The organism is Bacteroides sp. BFG-637 (assembly GCF_024793605.1).
In the GTDB taxonomy this organism is placed as follows: Bacteria; Bacteroidota; Bacteroidia; order Bacteroidales; family Bacteroidaceae; genus Bacteroides; species Bacteroides vicugnae.
In genome coordinates this window covers 2029515-2048622 of record NZ_JANUPD010000002.1, presented here as the reverse complement: position 1 = coordinate 2048622, position 19108 = coordinate 2029515, and the positions used below count along the sequence as shown (strand labels likewise).

Here is a 19108-nt window from a genome sequence, read left to right as displayed (position 1 = left end):
AGAACATAAATTTCAATATAAGAAAAAGATGAAAACATTGACTTCAAGCAAAGCTTTCTGGCTGTTACTAGTCATTTGCGTAGTTACCATCCTGCCTTTCCTCGGTTTATCGGAGTACCACACCAAAGGGGAGCCTCGTGAATCTATCGTCTCCTACTCCATGCTGGATAGCGGGAACTGGATTTTACCCAGAAACAACGGAGGAGAAATGGCTTACAAACCGCCTTTCTTCCACTGGAGCATTGCTGCTGTCTCGGCAGCAGTAAACGGAGGGCAAGTCACAGAAATGACCTCCCGCTTGCCGTCTGCCATCGCCTTGATTGCCATGACTCTCTGCGGCTTTCTGTTCTTTGCCAAAAGAAAAGGAGTGGAACTGGCGCTGTTAGCCGCCTTTATTACCCTGACTAATTTTGAACTGCATCGGGCCGGAGCAAACTGCCGGGTAGACATGGTATTGACAGCTCTCACCGTTGGCGCTCTTTATTGTCTCTACAAATGGTATGAGAAGGGGCTTAAAGGTATTCCCTGGCTGGCCATTCTCCTGATGAGTTGCGGCACACTGACTAAAGGGCCGGTAGGTACTATCATTCCATGTTTGGTTGTAGGCATCTTTTTATTACTCCGGGGTGTCAACTTCTTCAAAGCATTCCTGTTACTTTCCGCCTGGGCCATTCTTTCACTCATCCTGCCTTTCTGCTGGTATGTCGCTGCTTACCAACAAGGCGGAGAAGAATTTCTGGCATTGGTTATGGAAGAAAATCTCGGTCGTATGACCAATACCATGAGTTATGATTCATGTGTGAACCCCTGGCATTATAATTTTGTGACCTTGTTTGCCGGATACGTTCCCTGGACACTGTTAGTCGTGCTCTCCCTGTTCAGCCTGACTTACCATAAATTCAGCATCCAACCTGCCGCGTGGTGGAAACGTTTCACCACATGGATAAAGAATATGGACCCGGTGGATTTATTCTCTTTCACCAGCATCGTCGTAATCTTCGTCTTCTACTGTATCCCGCAGAGCAAACGTAGTGTATATCTGATGCCGATCTATCCTTTCATTGCTTATTTCCTTGCCAAATATCTATTCTATCTGGTTAAGAAGCAATCCAAAGTCATCAAGGTATACGGAAGTATTCTTGCAGTAATCAGCCTGTTACTGTTCACCTGCTTCATCGTATTAAAATGCGGACTCATCCCCGAAACGATTTTCCACGGTCGCCACGCACAAGACAACATTAATTTCATGCGTGCCATACAGAATATCAACGGAGCAAGAGCCTTGATACTGATTGCCATTCCTACCATTCTCGGTATCTACTGGTGGTTCTATCAACGGAAAAATGCATTAAGCAACCGCTTCCTGTATGCCCTCGTTGTGCTAACAATGGGATTATACCTTGCACTGGACGGTGCTTACCAACCGGCGGCATTAAATTCGAAATCGGTGAAATTCATCGCTGCAGAAATAGAAAAGGTTGCGCCGGAAAACGAAGGGACTATGTATGAGTTCATTGAAGAAAGTCTGCATGCAGCAGGTGACCCCGTACATTACTTCGAACTCAACTTCTATCTGCGCAACCGTCTCGACAACTTCTACCGGAAACGTCCTTCGGAAGGTTTCTTGTTAATCGGCACGAATGATGCAGAGAAATATCTTCCCGAATTCGAGAAAGAAGGGTATCAGTTTGAGCAGGTGTATGAATCTCCCAAACGAGTACTCCGGCAAATAGCCAAGGTATACAAGTTCGTTAAAAAACAACAGCCTGAAAATACCGAAACGACTACTCCTATTGTTGAGTGAAAGGTATAGAATTAAGCGTTTTTCCATGCTTCACAAGGAACTCCGCCGATTGGAGCATGGAAAAACTATATTCTTTCAAAGGCAAAAAGCTATCATCCATCGGAACAGCATTCAATTTGCCGTTACCTATATGATAAGTAAGTTCCTGCTGAGTCTCGTAATTATAAAGATAGAGTAACGTATCATTGCGTCCCACCACCATATTGTCAGCAGTATAGAACATACAGGGACGTTCTTCCTTCAACAAGTCTACCCCAAAATTATTCTGTAAATAATCAATATTCAACAACCCTAATATCGTTGGCTGTATATCTACCTGACCGCCAAATGTAGTTTTCTCTTCCGGCTGAATACGGCTGGAGTAAATCATCAGCGGAATATGGTTATAAGACTCCGGCAATTCACATTCGGCATCTCCCACCAGTTTGCCATGATCCCCTTCCAATACGAATATCGTATTATCAAACCAGGGTTGTTTACGCGCCTCTTCAAAGAACTGGCGCAAAGCCCAATCCGCATACTCAACGATCTGCGTCTCCGGTTCACTTGTTTTCGGATGGAAGAAAGGAGGTATCACATACGGCGGATGATTACTGATGGACAGTAACGTAGCAAAAAACGGTTGTCCGGTAGCAGCCCGCTGATTCAATACCGGAATTGCGTAGTCATACAAGAAATCATCCTGCACTCCAAAGCTATTCACCACCTTATCAGCCGGATAGTTTTCTTGTGAGAACACTTCATCATAGCCGTTTGTCCGGAAGAAAGCGTTCATATTATCATACTGCCCTTCATGCGTCATAAAGAAAAGGTTGTAATAGCCGTTTTCTTTCAATACGGTAGGCAGTCCCGAATAGCGGGGAATGACAGAGCCTTTCATCAGGTTCCGTTTCATCATAGCGGGAAAAGAATACAAGGTAGCATACAAACCGTGGTTCGTATGGATTCCTGCGGAATAGAAATTGCGGAAACTGATAGGAACGGGTATACAGGCTATCCAGGAAAGGAGTCAAGGTCTCCGATTGCCCGAAATGCTTCATAAACTTGCAGGACATAGACTCCATCATAATCAATACAACATTAGGACGGTGCCGTTGTACGCTATCCGTCATCGAAGGATGCCTATAAACAGCCAGCGGTGACACATTCGCTTCCCCCGGCCGGTTGAGCAGAGCCTGCGCCTTAGTGATTGCTTCCTGTTCATCCATCAGATGCAAGTATTTATTTTCAGGCCGCATATCATCCATCACGCTTGTCAGCAGATTAAAGGTAGGGCTTACTCCCAGCTGATTGAGAAAAGCGTCCTGACAGAAATATGCCGCACTCACTTTGATCGGATTATACCCTGTACGTCCCCGGATTCCAAAGATGCAGAGTCCGATTAAACAGGCTCCGATCAGAACCGCCCCTCCTCGCTTCCAATAAGGAAACGGAGCAGAAATGGTAAGGCTACGATGATGGAAATAACGCGCCAGATAGATAAGCCAAGCTACGAATCCGCCCAGAAGGAGAAGAAATAATCCGATGGACAGATAATAGGCACTTTCACCCAATATCATTCCGGCGGTAGTTCCCGCATAACCGAACCATTCGAATATGGAAGAATTGATATGTTTAAAGAAATAGGCAAAATAAGGAATGTCTGACGCACTGATTAAATAAACCAATCCATAAAAGACACTGAAAAAGATCGTAAAGAAACGGAACAACGCTTTCCCATAATAGTTGCAAACTCCACACACCACTGCAACTACCAGAGGCAACAGAAGTATGTAACAGCCTATCACATTGTCAAACCAGACACCATGCACAAAAGCAAGCATCGAAAGTGTCTTATCCGACAAGGCTTCAGAGGTCAACTGATGATAAGATGAGATGAAAAGTACCAGGCGAAACAGTCCTGCGACCAGCAAAGCCGAAACATGTATGGCAAGTATATATACAACAAGATTTAGAAAACGTTTCATAATAGCCTTTTCTTTTTATGAATTAAATAAAAGGGGTTGAATAGTGTTATTTCCTCCCTTTATAGATATAAACGAAATGAAGAATCAGGAAATTGACAGGCACCACGATAATCATTACCAGTATCGGTGCAAGCAGTTCACCCGCGCCTATCCAAAGGAAGAGATTCAGCAAACCGATCTCAAGCAGGTAATTAATCAGATGACTAAAACCAAAGCCAATCGCATTATGCGAGGATGGCTTGGAACGAAAGGTAAAGAAAGTTGTCAGGAAGTAGTTGCAGACAAATCCCACAGCATAACCGGCCGTAAAGGAGATATTGGCATTCGCAACCAACAAGACCAGGCAATATACGCCGTAATGAATGGCCGAAGATATAGTGCCGACAACTCCAAAACGAACAAACTGCCAGAACTTATCCCGCCAATCCGGGTGCTTCTCAAGTATAGCCTTACTTATTCTGATCATCGTACAACACTTCTTCCACGTTATAGAGCGGACGACGTTTTACCTCTTTATAAATCTTGCCAATATACAGTCCGACAGCTCCTATGGATAATAAAACAACTCCGCCTACAAACCAGATTGATAACATCAAAGAAGCCCAGCCATGTTCCGCAGTACCCGAAATCAATGCGTAAAGAACATAGATTCCAATCAAAATACTGATAAAAACAAAGATACCTCCCAGATAAACAATTCCGTAAATAGGCTTTACCGAGAAAGAGGTTATCCCGTCCAAAGCCAGACTGAACATCTTTCTCACTGTATATTTGGAAGTTCCGGCTGTCCGTTCCCGGATCACATCATCTACCGTAGTAGAAGGGAAGCCGAGCAACGGGATAATACCACGCAGATAGACATTGCGTTCCTGATAATGAGACAACTGTTCCAGCACTCTCCGGCTTAGAAAACGAAAATCCGCATGATTGTAGATAGTCTCTACTCCCATCCGGTGCTGTAGTTTATAAAAAGCAGTTGCGGAAAGACGTTTCAGCATCGGGTCTGCCTGACGGGATACTTTCACCCCATATACTACATCATATCCTTCCGTATAGGCATCGATCATCTCCTCAATCGCATTCAGATCATCCTGCAAATCGGCATCCATGGTAATAACGGCATCACTCCAGTCTTTAGCGGTCATCATACCCGCCATGATTGCATACTGATGTCCTACGTTCCGTGCCAGATTCATTCCTTTTATATAAGGATTCGTCCCGTGCAGTTTCTTAATGATGCTCCATGTACGATCTTTACTGCCATCATTCACAAAGAGCACAAAGCTGTCGGCACTGATCTTCTCTTTCGCCACCAGTTCATCAAACAAGGCTGTCAAACGGGCGGCCGAATCTTCCAACACTTCCTCCTCATTATAGCAGGGGGATACAATAGCCAATTTTATCATTTTTCGTCCGGTTTATTCAGTTCAGCCAGTTTTATCTGTGCAAATTCCGAGTAAGTCATAAAAGCATATCCTTTTTCTTTCAGTTTGCGGATCAGCCTATCCAGACGTTCCTCCATTCCCTTACCGGAATGATTGCGGATAATAAAAGGCATCTTAAATTCAGGATGTTCACCCAACGGGTAGAATTCCCACGGGTGGAAATAAGTCACAAAATATCCGTCATGCTTCAATACCCGGTTTACCAGGAGTTGATACAGCCACATCGGCAGATTATGACAAGACAACCAAAATAGCGGGAAGCGAATCCACGGAGTTACAGAAGCTGGGATTTGAAGTAACTTACCCGTCATAAAGCAGGTACGCGGCTCCGACAAATGCATATATCTTCCGGGGATAAATGCGGGATTCAATGAGGAGTTATATACATACCCCATCCGTTCAAGTTCCGTATCTGATACGGGGAACATACGCGGCTGGCGATAGCCTTGTATCGTCCTGCCGGTAAGGCGTTCCAGAATTTCTTTTGAACGACTGACATCCGAAGCCTGTGGCCGCCAATGGTCACATCCATGCGCAGCAACTTCATGTCCCTCGTCCATAATGCGCCGCATCACTTCCGGCGCATTTTCTGCAAAATTGCTTGTACAAAAGAAAGTAGCTTTCACCCCGTTGTTTTTCAGGCAGTCCAGTATCCGGTTCGTACCATAGACTGACACTTTCATTGCTTCATCCAGCGGAAAGTCTACACCATGCTCACGAGGTACATCAAATTCTTCCGTATCAAAACTTAATAATATCATTGCAATATCAAGAATTACAACTGCTGCATATCATGCAGACGTTTATAGTAACCGTTTAACTCAATGAGTTCTTCATGCTTACCACGTTCCACAATCTCACCCTCATACAGCACACAGATTTCATCTGCATTCTTAATTGTAGAAAGACGGTGGGCAATAGCAATCGTCGTACGTGTTTTCATCAAACGTTCCAACGCTTCCTGCACAAGACGTTCTGATTCGGTATCCAAAGCAGAAGTAGCCTCATCAAGAATCAGAATCGGAGGATTCTTCAGAATAGCACGGGCGATACTGATACGCTGGCGCTGGCCACCGGACAATTTTCCACCACGGTCACCGATATTCATATTATATCCTTCCGGTTTCTCCATGATGAAATCATGCGCATTGGCTATCTTTGCCGCTTCTACAACTTGTTCCATTGTCGCATTCTCCACACCAAAAGCAATGTTATTGAAGAATGTATCATTAAACAGAATAGCCTCCTGGTTTACATTACCAATCAAACTGCGCAAATCCGCAATACGTACATCACGAATACTTGTTCCGTCAATGGTAATATCACCCTCCTGCACATCGTGATAACGCGGCAACAAATCGACTAATGTGGATTTACCGGATCCCGATTGTCCAACCAGTGCAATCGTCTTCCCTTTAGGAACTGTCAGGTTTACATGTTTCAGCACCTCTCTCTTACCATCATAGCTGAAAGAGATATCTTTAAATTCTATTTTATCAAACAAACCTTTCAACGGTTTCGGATTCGGAATTTCCTTAATCTTATTCTCTGCCTTCAGGATTTTATCAACACGTTCCATGGAAGCCAAACCTTTCGGAATGTTGTATCCAGCTTTTGCAAAATCTTTCAACGGATTGATTACACTATATAAGATAACCATATAGAAGATGAATGTAGGAGCATCGATGCTTGCATTCTGTCCCAAAATCAATGTACCTCCAAACCACAATACGGCTACAATCAGGATTGTTCCTAAAAACTCACTCATCGGATGAGCCATAGCCTGACGTATGGCAACCTTGTTTGTCGCATCCCGGAGCTCGTTGCTACATTTGGTGAAGCGGTTAATCATTTTATCTTCCGCAATAAAAGCCTTGATGATGCGCAAGCCTCCCAGTGTTTCTTCCAATTGCGACATCGTATCACTCCATTTCGACTGCGCCTCCAATGACTGGCGTTTCAGTTTTCTTCCGACTACTCCCATCAGCCAACCCATTCCCGGCAATACAACGATAGTAAAGAGTGTCAACTGCCAACTAACCGTAACCAATGTCACAAAATATATAATAATCAGAATTGGACTTTTCATCAACATATCCAATGAACTAGTGATGGAATTTTCCACTTCCCCCACATCACCACTCATACGAGCTATAATATCTCCCTTTCTTTCTTCCGAAAAAAAAGACATCGGCAGACGCATAACCTTAGCATACACCATAATACGAATATCACGTACCACTCCTGTACGCAATGGAATCATCACGGCTGAAGAAGCAAAGTAACAACCAGTTTTAAACAATGTCATTACCATCAGGAACAGTCCCAAGAATATAAGAGCCATAGTGGGACCATTATCCACGATCATCTGAGATATGTAATAATAGAAGTTATTCTTGGCAACATCCGCTAAATCTCCACTACCCCATTCCATAAAATGGTACACTTTATCCGCTCCTTCTGTTTTAAACAGAATACTCAAGATAGGAATCAAAAAAGTAAATGAGAATACATTGAATACAGCAGACAAAATATTCAGCAAAACAGCCCAGCCGATATACTTCTTATAAGGCGACACAAAACGTCGCATTAGTTGTAGAAATTCCTTCATTATTTACCATTAAAAAAGTTAAGACCGCAAAGATACAATAAAACTGATTAACAGACAGTAGTTTCAGCTAATTATTAACGCGATTTATCGAAAAGCGTTCTTCAATAAATGAAAAATGACTTAATAATTCTCTTTCAGCCAAATTCCCAAAAAACGATCATATATCTGACAGATTCCCATTTCCTGAGTCACGAAATCCTTTTCCAGTAACCCTTTTAGTGCTGCTTGGACTGAACTAGCAGAAGCCAGTCTGTATTTTCTAATGAAAGCACCGGAAGTGACAGCTTTAGCCTTTCCCTCTTTAGTGATAGCAATCAGCAACTCCTTTTGTTTTTCCGGCAAACGAAAAAGAATCTCCGAATAAGTATATCTGAATGAATCAATAATCTGCCGAATAGCGCCTGGCACCATTTCAACTCTACAGACTCCCTGTTCCGGAGTCATGTCATAAAGCGTATTCAACACTTTTTGTATATACCATGTGATTCCCTCAAACTGTTGATAAATCGCAACAATAGCGTTTTCTTCTATTTCTTTGCCCGCACGCTTGAAATGAGTACCTGCAAAACGAATATATTCTTCTAAAGGAATACTTTCCAAATGCATCATTGATACACTTTGATAAAAAGGCCGGGAAGGCGTTAAAAACATATTTCCCATCACATGCCGCTGACTCCCTGCAAAAATGAAACGTGCATTATTACAATGTTGCACATAGGTCCGAAGAGTAGCTTCCACATTTTTCTCTACATATCCGGAAATCTGCTGGAATTCATCAATTGCAACCAGACAAGGTTTATCCGCCTGTTCCAAATACCGAAAGATTTCATCGAGTGTAGTAGCCGGAGCTTGTATATCCCCTAGCCCCAAATTCAAAGAAGGCATACCATTCACATCAAAAGAGATACTGGCTTGCAAAGATTTCACACATTCCCAAAAGCTCTGCAAAGCTTTCTTCCCCACAGGTTTCAGCACTTCCAGAATCTCCTTACTAAGTGCAAAGACCAAATCACGCAATGAACGGCTATCATATATATCAATAAAAAAGGTATAGTAACCCTGTTTAATTTCAGGAAACTGAAAGCAATGACGGATCAGCCCTGTCTTTCCCATTCGCCGGGTAGAGACAAGAGCCAAATTATTCCCATTCATCACCTCGCGCACCAACTGTTCGCTCTCAAAACGGCGATCGCAAAAATAATCAGCAGAGACATATCCGCTTGTTATAAAAGGATTTCTTATCATAGTCTTCATACATCTCACGTTATTACGCAAAGATAATTATTATAAAATAATAAAAGCCATCTACTATACATTATTTCATCATCATCCTTACTCAACAGGCACCACATGATAATAGACCCCGCGCGTTTTCCTGAACGACTTTACTCCCAATCTCTGCAAGATACGCCCGAAATAATTAACTTGCCCGGAAGAAAATTTCATTTTACTTGCTTTTTGTATCCGCTGCAATATATCTGCAGCAAGCAACCACTCTCCCTCTTCTTCCTCTTCCGCTGCCCGGTAATATACCTGAAACAATTGTTCAATCACCGGAGACTGTTCAAATTCCCGATTAGCTTCCGTCATGATAGCCTCTTCCTTCTCATCAAACCAGTAGCGTTCATTACTACGCAGCAATGCCATTGCCTGCGCATACAATTGTTCATAATCAATAGGGTGGACCACATCAATCACTCCCGTCACCTCGACACCGATAAAACGACGACTGCCGGAAGTATCCGTCAGCAAATCTTTATGATTACTCGTACCTATAAAAGAAGCGTACCGGCGAAGCTCCTCCACTGCCGAAGCATTCGGACGTCGCGTATTGACAACAGGCTTTTGCAGAATATGCTTGAGAAAAGACTGCTGATTGATGCCAATCTGATCAAACTCATCCATATTAATCAATAGAAAACGATTCAAATACAGTTCGGCATCCCGTTTCCGGCTGAAATCAATACTGTCCGTATAATACGCCTGCAAACACGGGGGCAAGATCAATCGGCAAAATGTAGATTTACGATAGGCTTGCGGACCGATTAATATTGGCGAAGTACTGTTCGCGTGATTCTTACCCATCCCACGCCAGTGTGCAACCATACTAAGAAACCAGCGACGAAACAATTGAGTCCAATAAGGATGATCACAAGGAACCCGTTTGGCAAGATTACCAATATAATCTTTGCCGTTCCAGCGAGGAAGGTCATAAAGAAATTCTTCGACTGGCTGATAGAGCGGCACATGATCCGAATTCAGGTAACGCACGACATCTTTATCCCAAAGTTTAAGTCCCTCATATTGTGCATTCATTGTAATGCTTGCCATCAACCGTTTATCCACCGGACGAAAATAAAAATTAAAGCTATTCCGTTCGCGACATTCCACTTGTGATGTCAGTTGGTTGAAACGAAAATCATAACGCCGTTTCATAAACTCGTCCATCTGCATGACAAATAATTGTTCCGGCAAGAGACTACTCTTACTCGCAAATCCCTCACAAGTGCGGTATACATTTCGTATGGTTTCCCGAACCAATGTATCGTCCTTCGGCAAGCGATAATGGGCACGAGACCATCTTACTGTATCTTCTTCAGGAATACCGGCACGGAAACAATGTCCCGCAAGGTTAATCAAAAGCGATTGTTTGTCTCCTTCCGATTGATAATCAGTCTCTTCATCCAGCGCACGTGCAAAAGCAGCTTCGAAAAGTACAGAAAGCGCATTACATTTTTCATATCCCGGCGCAAGCCGTTGCAACGGCGAAGTTTCCGTTTGCACCCGTTCGCGATAAGTCACCTCACCCGGCATAGCCGCAGGCTGCTTCATATAAATAGGCATTGCATTGGGATTAAAATACAAGTTCGGGTCAAAAGTTAAACGACAATATTGCTCCAACGAAGGCACTTTCAGTTCAATATCATAAGGGAGTTGTGGCTGATAATATTTCACCGCCAACCGATAGGCATGCGCATGAAAAAGCTCTGCTTCCTCACTAGTTGTCGGCAGAAGATCATTGGGATAAGTAAAACGTACCCATACTTTCACAGACTTTCCGGAAGAACCGGTGAAAGCTAAGTAAGTCTGCGGAAGTTCCTTTACCCGTTCTTTCACTTCATCCGCTTCCATGTGCCCGGACAAGTTGTTGACCTGAATCATCACAATGCCATTATATTCACTCATCGTCGTTATGCCGCCTTTGCGAAAAAAGGCGGCTGCGGGTATCAACTTCGGTACATTCTGTACATAGTCATTTTTATCACCCGGAAGCATAAAAGGCAGGACTTCTCTCATTTTTGAGACAGGCTGTGCTTTGGTTTCCACTTTCATTTGCTCCACGAGCTGTTCAATTCTTAACGTACGCATAGTGTTCACCTTGCCATCGTCTCTTACCAGTGTTATTCTCATTACTTCATTTATTTGTCCTGCATGTGTTTGTAGGGCGATTATTATGATACAAAGATACTGTAAATATTACATACAAACAACTTTTCCGGAAATACTTACTACACCTCTCTACTAGAAAAGATTTTTCAATTTCATTTCTCATATTCTCATAGATTTAAGATAAAGCACATATAATCAAAGAAGTACATTATGAGAAACGTTTTTAAAATAGGCATTTCTCATACTACCCTCATCAATTTTCTTCAAAAAAACGCTATTTCTCATACTATTTCAGGGTATTTCTCATAGTCAGTTACAGCTATTCTCCTATTTATCCACCAAGCTTATCTTACAAAACATCTAGCTATTTCTTTCATGCAAACAACTAGTTAATTACTTGTTTTTCACCTAATAATGTCGTATCTTTGAAAGAGCATACCAATCGTTCCACTACAGTGCACAGGCCTGTTCACTACAGTAAAAAGATATGTCTACTAGAGTGAAAAGAACCGTTCACTGTAGTGGAACAATCAGGATGGCGGTTGAATAATAAAAGAATAAAGGCAAGATGTGATAAGCACATCAGGTATATAACATATAAACAACCATTAAATTAGAACAAAGATGGCAATACAATTCGAGTTTTATAAGAATCCCCAACCGGAGAAAGAAGGAGAAGAACCTAGTTATCACCCGCGGGTGGTTAATTTTCAACATGTGACCACTCAAAAGCTGGCAAGAGAAATCCATATGGCAACTACTTTCGGGAAAGCGGAAGTAGAAGCCATGCTAATGGAATTGAGCAGATGTATGGGAAACCACCTACGTGAAGGAGAACGAGTACATCTGGATGGAATCGGCTATTTCCAAATTACATTACAGGCTACCGAACCTGTACATTCGCTTGCCACTCGCGCAGACAAAGTGAAGCTAAAATCTATTAACTTCCAGGCCGACAGAGATTTAAAAAGTTTATGTATGAGTACTCACTTACGACGTTCAAAATACAAGCCACATTCGGCGTCCCTTTCAGAAGAAGAGATTGACAAGAAGCTCACTGCCTATTTTGCAACCCATCCTGTATTGACCCGTAGTAATATGCAGTCACTCTGTTGTTTTACCCAAAGCATGGCCAGCAGACAGATTCGTCGTCTAAAGGCACAGGGTAACTTACAGAATATCGGCAAACCCACACAGCCTATTTATATACCAACCCCGGGGCATTATGAGAAATGAGCTCAACGGGTATGAGAAATAAGCCAAATGAAGGCTAATTCGTGAATAAAACTATGAGAAATGCCGATTTTCAAAACATTTCTCATAGTTTATTCTATTAGTTATCTGGCACTTAGGTCATATTTATGAGAATATGAGAAACAAATATTTTATATCCATTCTGACAATGTAACTCCAGCTCGCGTGCAAGCTCATAGGGAATATCCGAAAAGAAACTTTGCAAGCGACGGAAAAAAGATTCATAATCACCGGCACGCACTTCACGAACAAATTTCAGAATTTCAAAAGGAGACTCCACCTTATTGACGTTCGCATAATAAGGAAGGAGAAAACGGATAAATCCTTCCTCCACTTCACGATTAGGAAAACCTAAACGATATATTCCAAAACGCTCATCATACCCCTTAATGGTGAGGTATCCGCTCTGATAAATCACCGGGATAGGATTGGTAGATTCGGCAACTCTACTCTAACCTTACCATCAACCGCTTATGCACGCTTATTTACGCCCCAGACATTATAAGAAAGAATATTTCCTGCAGGTTCCCCGTCAATACAGGAAGCCGACAATCCAAATCGGCAATTTACACCTGTAAGGCGTTTCTATTCCATCAGCTAAAATATAAGAATCAGGCACATCTGCAATCTGATCATACGTTTTACCTTCACCACCAACTTCCAAAATATATCTTCCATTGACCCTAAAATCTCCGGTTTTCTTCCCGTACTCCACTTCATTGTCACACGAAAGTTGATTGACCACAAACGTTTCACGTGCCGTTCCTATTTTCACAGGATGAGAAGCTAAAGCATATAGCAGATTAGGATTATCCAGGAAAATCTTATCCGGCTTTTGCATCTTCTTGACAGACAACAAATCCGCGTATAGCAAATGGAGCAATTTCACCTTTTCCAAGCTATTCAGATATTCGATGACAGTATTACGATGAACACCTATAGTTGTTGACAATTTGGAAATAGCCACCTCAAAAGGAACAGAAGTTGCAAGAATGCCCAACAAGGCCTTTATCTTACGCACATTACCCACATCAATTCCACACAACTGGGGTAATTCCGTTTCTACAATAAAATTAACAACCTGTTCGATACTTGTATAATAATCTATCTGATTTTTCAAATAAAACGGATAATATCCATATTGCAGATATTCCTTAAAAAAGAGGTAAAGGGCGACACACTTTATTCACTTCCGAACAAATTTTTTCGGGCGAGGTCAAGACTTCTTCCAGCGTACATACGGGAAAGCTCATGTGTTTATAAAACAATAGAAATTCTCGGAAAGAGAGCCCCTGCATCTCATAAGGGATACAGCGTCTGGATAAGTCGGCATCAGCATTTAATATATTGAGTAAAAGAGGACGCACTGAACACAACCTTCAAATCGGGATACATGTCATATACTTCTTTTATCTCCTTACTCCAAGTCGGATATTTATGTACCTCATCCAGAAAGAGATGCTTTCCACCATTCTTTACGAATACATCCGCCAATTCCAGCAAAGTATGATTAGAGAAATAAACAGAATCCAATGTACAATAGAGCACGTCCCTACTATAAACCTCATAATGCAGTTTCATATACTGTAACATTAAAGTTGTTTTCCCCACTCCTCGAGGTCCTCTAATAGCCACCAACTGAGCATCCCAATTGATTCGATGCATCAATGTCCTTATAATCTCAGTCGATGTCAATGACAACAAACGGTCTTGTTTCGCAAAAAGAGTTTCCATACATTCCTATATCTTAGTATTATGAGACACAAAGATAATAAAATGCTGTTTGCAAACAGCATTTTATTATACTTTTTGCTGTTTGTAAACAGCAAATAAACACACTCTCAACAAAAGAGGTCTCAAGCCTATATCTACCATATAACATTTCACCTGATACAATATGAAACACTCCAGTAATTCGCTAAGATATTTTTCAATCAGACTCAATGGCCATTTGAAGGATATGGAAGCTTTTTTATGCGCTTTTACCTCCAGAAATGACAACAGAAGGAAAATGAGCGATTTGGATATTTATATGATGCAGCTATTTCTTATCAGAATTGGAATAGTATATGCCCAAAAGAAATAGGAGCGATTATTTAACATTGAACATTTATATAGAAGCAGAAAAGAATTTCCAAATCCAATATGAGAGTTTCTTTCCGTCGTACGGATAGAAGTCCATTGTCAGATCAATCAGTTTATGCTCTGCAAAACACAAGTCATCAGCTATCACAAACAAAATTTCGCCTATATTATCATACAGCTAGATATGTATGTTGCAAGAGCATAGTTGCTTTGCCAATGCCACATGGCCTCTAAATAGCAATAAGCTTATTATCCCACTCTATCTCATCATAGAAATAACGGACAAAATCAGTGGATATGTTTCTAAACAACATACGATATGACTTATAAAGCGTATCCATTATTTCTTATTTTGGGGTTATACAAACAAAATAGAGTAATTACCGAACAAAACTGGCAATTTTTGGAAAAGCTGCAAATTTCATTCGGTAATCAGGTCTATATTTATATTTTTTATAGAAACGAATTATGACATCTAACAAAATGTTTTAAATATCCTCAAAGCACCGCCCATTTAGTCTATTCTACAAACTTTCCAGAATACCATATTTTACACATTAAGATCAAGATGTAATACTGACATTTTGCATAATCCCTTTCCAACTTCTCCATCATTATATTTACATAACCACAAGCAAAAGCTTATCAGACATTTTTTATAGACTTCTCAATAAACCACATCAATAGATAACACTTCAACTTAAATACAATTGACGTTTTTGATGTTTACAAACATACACTTAAGTTTTGCTATTTTCAACATTTTTCCTAACTTAGGCATTTATTAACTGTAAAAAATAATATTATGAGAAAAAAATTATTGGTTATTAGGTTTATTATTAACCATTTGTTATTCTTGCTCTGACATTGAAGACTTTTCAAGCAATCCATCTTCCAAGCCTTTCTTAAGTTCTACAACTAGAGCTGCCGGCGATGAAAAGTATGTGTGTTAGGATATGGTTATGATGTGACAGGTGAATACCTACATCCTCTATCTGTTCGAAACCCTGTACTTAATATAACAAAGTATGATCAAGAAAAGCATGAACGAGTGCAATATGGCACTTCTTCTTTTGGACATGACCAAATGTATTATGGTTACTCGGCCTCGGATTATACAAAAGACATTATAAATGAAACTAATGTTGATTCAAATATGAGCTATGGCAATGAAAAAGTTGACACAGTACCTTATTTCTCTGGGAATATAACCAATAATAATTATTTAAAGACCGAATATGCCTATTCTGATAAATATTCATTCGCTAGTGTAGATGCCGTTAGAAATCGTAAATATATTAAAATAAACGATGAGGTAAGCAGTCTGTCACAATACTTATCAGACAGTTTCAAAGAAGATTTAGAAAGACTTTCTCCCGATAGATTAGTAGAAAGATATGGTACCCATGTATTAACAGACTTTATAATTGGCGGTCGGTACAAATTGATGTATAGATCTGTCATTACACATACAAAAGATGCAACTCATAAAAAGACCACTGTAGCCTCCGGACTTAAGGCAGCATTGTTTGGAATTGGTTTTTCTTTAAATATATCAAGAACCGTTCAAACAGATGAATCCTTAGTTAAGGATAATCAAAACAAAGAACTTTTTGTTCAATTTTATGGTGGTAATGGCACAAGTCTTAAATATGATTTAGAAAAAGGAATGCCTACTGGTATAGACGTACAAAGTTGGGAAAATTCTGTCTCTTTAAGTAACGCATGCCTTACTAATATTAACTGGAAAGAAACCTATCCTATTTATAATTTTATATCTGATCCAGTGAAAAAGGAGGAGATAAAACAAGCAGTATTCAAGTACATAAGCAACTCTCGATTTAAAGAACTTAAATTAAACCTTTTATATGCTTACGACTGCCGAGAAGGACGGAAACACCTCGTTACTACTGATGATGAAATAGCAACTCGCTACCCAGATTGGAAATTTTGGAACTATGATGGATATATTCTTACAGAACAACTACCCGGAACGATTCCACTATACGAATACAAGACAAATGATATAACATTAGACTTCTTCACAACAACAATTCCTAATTACGATTTAATGAATCCACTCTATAGAAAATCTATGATTATAGGCTATGTTTATGAAAAGCCGACAGAGTTTACAGTTCCACTTTATGAATATTATCATACCGAACATGATGACCACTTAACAACCTTAGATCTCAATATTATTTATAATCACGGAGGATGGATCCGAATAGAACCTCCTATAGTCGGGTACGTTTATCCCAATAATTAAACACCAAGAGAACACGCGTCAGAATTATAAATCTAAGATCTCAGTTCACAAGTAAGCTTCCTTTTAGTTTTGCTCTTTGAAAGGAAAAGAAACAGTCTTATTAATATCTACTAAGGAACTATATCGATAAAAAGCTATTTAAGCTTGGGGCTTATTAGTCCTCCGTTAACAATATTAACGATTATAAGAAGTTTCTCGCTTGAATGCAAAACAAAAAGAGAGCTTACAATTATCCAAACTTTATTCATTTTTCTAATCACTGAACATATATTATTATACATAATATCTATTTTTGCAGAAACATTATGGAGTAATTATCATAGAAAAATCTATATATACATACAAAAAAGCAAAAAGTCTCATACAAACATTAACAACAACCATAAACTTAAATAATATGCCACAACTAACCATAATCACAATTAATAGAAATGATGCTCAAGGATTAGAGAAAACCCTAGAAAGTATATGGGAAAAGCAATCTTTTAAAAATTTTGAACATATTATTATCGATGGAGCCTCAACCGATAATAGCATTAACATTATAAAAAAGTATGCATCACATTTATCTTATTGGGTATCAGAGCCTGATAAAGGGATCTATAATGCAATGAACAAAGGAATTATTAAAGCTAAAGGCAACTATCTATTGTTCTTAAATTCCGGCGATTGGTTAGAAAATGACATTCTAACGCGAGTATTTAAGGAAAGTTTCACAGAAGATATTGTCTATGCTGATTTATACCTGTATCGTAATGCCGATGACATACAAATCAGCCCTTATCCCGACAAATTGACCCTACCCTTTATATATAAGTATTCTTTAGGACATCCGTCTACTTTTATTAAAAGAGAACTCTTTAAAGATATGCTATATGAAGAAAAATACCAGATTATATCAGATTGGGCTTTTTTTATAAAAACAGATCCTTTTGTTTAATCGCACAACAAAACATCTAAATTTTGCAGTCTCATACTTTAATGTTTATGGAATAAGTTCTGACCCTAAAAGTGGCAACTTAATCATGCAAGAACGTTCCGATTTTTTTAAAAATAATTTCCCCTATTTGATTAGCGAGTTTTATCAGAATCATACTACCCTTCAAGAGAAGGTAAGAACTCAAGAGCAGGCATTAGACATATTATCAAAACACCGAGTTCAACAACTTATAGACAATGTTTGGATTCAAAGAAAAGCACGACAGTATATTAAATTCTTATTTTTAGTAAGAAGATTTCTTAGAAGAAGAAGATAATAAATATCTCAAGTCGTCACTCTGAATATCTAAAAGAATCTAATGCCAACCTCTATCCAAACACCATACTATAATAACATTGAATATACAATATTAGAAATGATGAATATTAATCAAAAAAAATAGTAGCTTTGCAAGCTATAAACCAGAAAAAACTAATGTATAACATCATTGTTAACAGAAATAAAAATGAGAAGAAAGTTGATTCGAAAATATAAAGCATTCAATCAAGACTTTCAAAGGTCTAAAGAGCTAATTCTTAAATGGTTTATTCCCGAAATCAAAAAAAGGCTCTTTGGAGTAAAGAAAATCAACTATAAAGACATCCCTATCATTATTAACAACTACAACCGTTTGGAAATGCTAGCAAAGCTAATCCATAGCTTAGAAAATAGGGGATACCATAATTTATATATTATTGATAACCAATCAACATACCCTCCACTATTAGAATACTATACAAAACTACCATACCCTGTATATATGTTAAATAAAAATGTCGGGCATTTATCATTGTGGGAAACAGGGATATTTAAGCAATTCAAGGATTCTTATTATGCCTATACCGATTCTGATTTAGAGATCCTTCCTAATTGTCCTGACGATTTTATTGAGAAATTTATTTTATTGCTACAGAAATATCCAAAAGCATTGAAGGTTGGCTTCTCAATCTGCATAGACGACCTACCAGATCATTATAAATTAAAAGAAAAAGTTATAAAGTGGGAAAGCATTTTCTGGAAAGAAGAAATAGAACCTAACATATTCAAAGCTTTAATAGATACAACCTTTGCTGTATATAAGCCCTATTTTATCGGAGAACCTATTGACCCAGACTGTTTCTGTATTCGAACCGGACACCCTTATTCCGTCAGACATTTACCTTGGTATATGAATAGCGCAAAGCCAACTGAAGAAGAATTATATTATTTGGGACATATTAAAACGCTAACTCATTGGTCTAAACAAAATCAGACAAATACAAACTCGGCTAAAAAAGAGTGAAAAATATATCTATAATGTT

The 19108-nt window shown here is 39.5% G+C and carries 11 protein-coding genes and 3 pseudogenes; 5 read left to right on the top strand and 9 right to left on the bottom strand.

Annotated features, from left to right (window positions below; translation table 11 throughout):
* The first annotated feature begins 28 nt into the window (after positions 1 to 28).
* Positions 29 to 1804 (top strand): glycosyltransferase family 39 protein, encoded by a 1776-nt coding sequence (locus NXX38_RS08135; RefSeq protein WP_148364177.1) that lies wholly within the window; start codon positions 29 to 31, stop codon positions 1802 to 1804.
* Here the strand turns inward: NXX38_RS08135 and NXX38_RS08130 are convergent.
* The 7 genes and pseudogenes from NXX38_RS08130 to NXX38_RS08100 all read right to left on the bottom strand — a co-directional run bounded on the left by NXX38_RS08130 (position 1791) and on the right by NXX38_RS08100 (position 11238).
* Positions 1791 to 3771: pseudogene (locus NXX38_RS08130) on the bottom strand (LTA synthase family protein). The gene NXX38_RS08135 and the pseudogene NXX38_RS08130 sit on opposite strands and share 14 nt — an antisense overlap.
* Before the next feature lie 46 nt (positions 3772 to 3817).
* Positions 3818 to 4237: a GtrA family protein gene (locus NXX38_RS08125; RefSeq protein ID WP_148364179.1), complete on the bottom strand. Its 420-nt coding sequence runs from the start codon at positions 4235 to 4237 to the stop codon at positions 3818 to 3820.
* Positions 4221 to 5177 carry a glycosyltransferase family 2 protein gene (locus NXX38_RS08120; RefSeq protein WP_148364180.1) on the bottom strand — a complete coding sequence of 319 codons (957 nt, stop codon included), beginning with the start codon at positions 5175 to 5177 and terminating at the stop codon, positions 4221 to 4223. Before NXX38_RS08120 ends, NXX38_RS08125 begins: the two co-directional genes overlap by 17 nt.
* The gene (locus NXX38_RS08115) at positions 5174 to 5977 is read right to left on the bottom strand and encodes a polysaccharide deacetylase family protein (RefSeq protein ID WP_217722642.1); all 804 of its coding nucleotides are present in this window, start codon (positions 5975 to 5977) and stop codon (positions 5174 to 5176) included. The genes NXX38_RS08120 and NXX38_RS08115 overlap by 4 nt, the downstream gene beginning before the upstream one ends.
* A 14-nt stretch (positions 5978 to 5991) precedes the next feature.
* Complete coding sequence (locus NXX38_RS08110) at positions 5992 to 7827, bottom strand: ABC transporter ATP-binding protein (protein ID WP_148364182.1); 1836 nt, start codon at positions 7825 to 7827, stop codon at positions 5992 to 5994.
* 120 nt (positions 7828 to 7947) lie between these two features.
* Positions 7948 to 9081: an ATP-binding protein gene (locus NXX38_RS08105; RefSeq protein ID WP_148364183.1), complete on the bottom strand. Its 1134-nt coding sequence runs from the start codon at positions 9079 to 9081 to the stop codon at positions 7948 to 7950.
* 78 nt (positions 9082 to 9159) lie between these two features.
* Entirely contained in the window at positions 9160 to 11238 is a 2079-nt protein-coding gene (locus NXX38_RS08100; protein WP_217722640.1) for a BT4734/BF3469 family protein, read from the bottom strand.
* Between the two features lie 603 nt (positions 11239 to 11841).
* Here NXX38_RS08100 and NXX38_RS08095 point away from each other — a divergent pair.
* A complete protein-coding gene (locus tag NXX38_RS08095; protein ID WP_258979039.1) occupies positions 11842 to 12453 on the top strand; it encodes an HU family DNA-binding protein in 612 nt (203 codons plus the stop codon).
* Positions 12454 to 12610: 157 nt separating this feature from the next.
* On the opposite strand, the pseudogene NXX38_RS08090 reads toward NXX38_RS08095, so the two are convergent.
* Positions 12611 to 12913, bottom strand: a pseudogene (locus tag NXX38_RS08090) (AAA family ATPase); the annotation flags it as partial.
* Between the two features lie 90 nt (positions 12914 to 13003).
* Positions 13004 to 14205, bottom strand: a pseudogene (locus NXX38_RS08085) (ATP-binding protein).
* Positions 14206 to 15502: 1297 nt separating this feature from the next.
* Here NXX38_RS08085 and NXX38_RS08080 point away from each other — a divergent pair.
* The 3 genes from NXX38_RS08080 to NXX38_RS08070 all read left to right on the top strand — a co-directional run bounded on the left by NXX38_RS08080 (position 15503) and on the right by NXX38_RS08070 (position 19089).
* On the top strand, positions 15503 to 16828 hold the full coding sequence (locus NXX38_RS08080) for an MACPF domain-containing protein (protein ID WP_258979038.1): 1326 nt from the start codon (positions 15503 to 15505) through the stop codon (positions 16826 to 16828).
* A 397-nt stretch (positions 16829 to 17225) separates the two neighbouring features.
* Positions 17226 to 17768, top strand: coding sequence for a glycosyltransferase family 2 protein (locus tag NXX38_RS08075; RefSeq protein ID WP_258979037.1), 543 nt, complete (start codon positions 17226 to 17228; stop codon positions 17766 to 17768).
* A gap of 505 nt (positions 17769 to 18273) precedes the next feature.
* Positions 18274 to 19089, top strand: a complete 816-nt coding sequence (locus NXX38_RS08070) for a glycosyltransferase (protein ID WP_258979036.1) — start codon at positions 18274 to 18276, stop codon at positions 19087 to 19089.
* Positions 19090 to 19108: the final 19 nt, after the last annotated feature.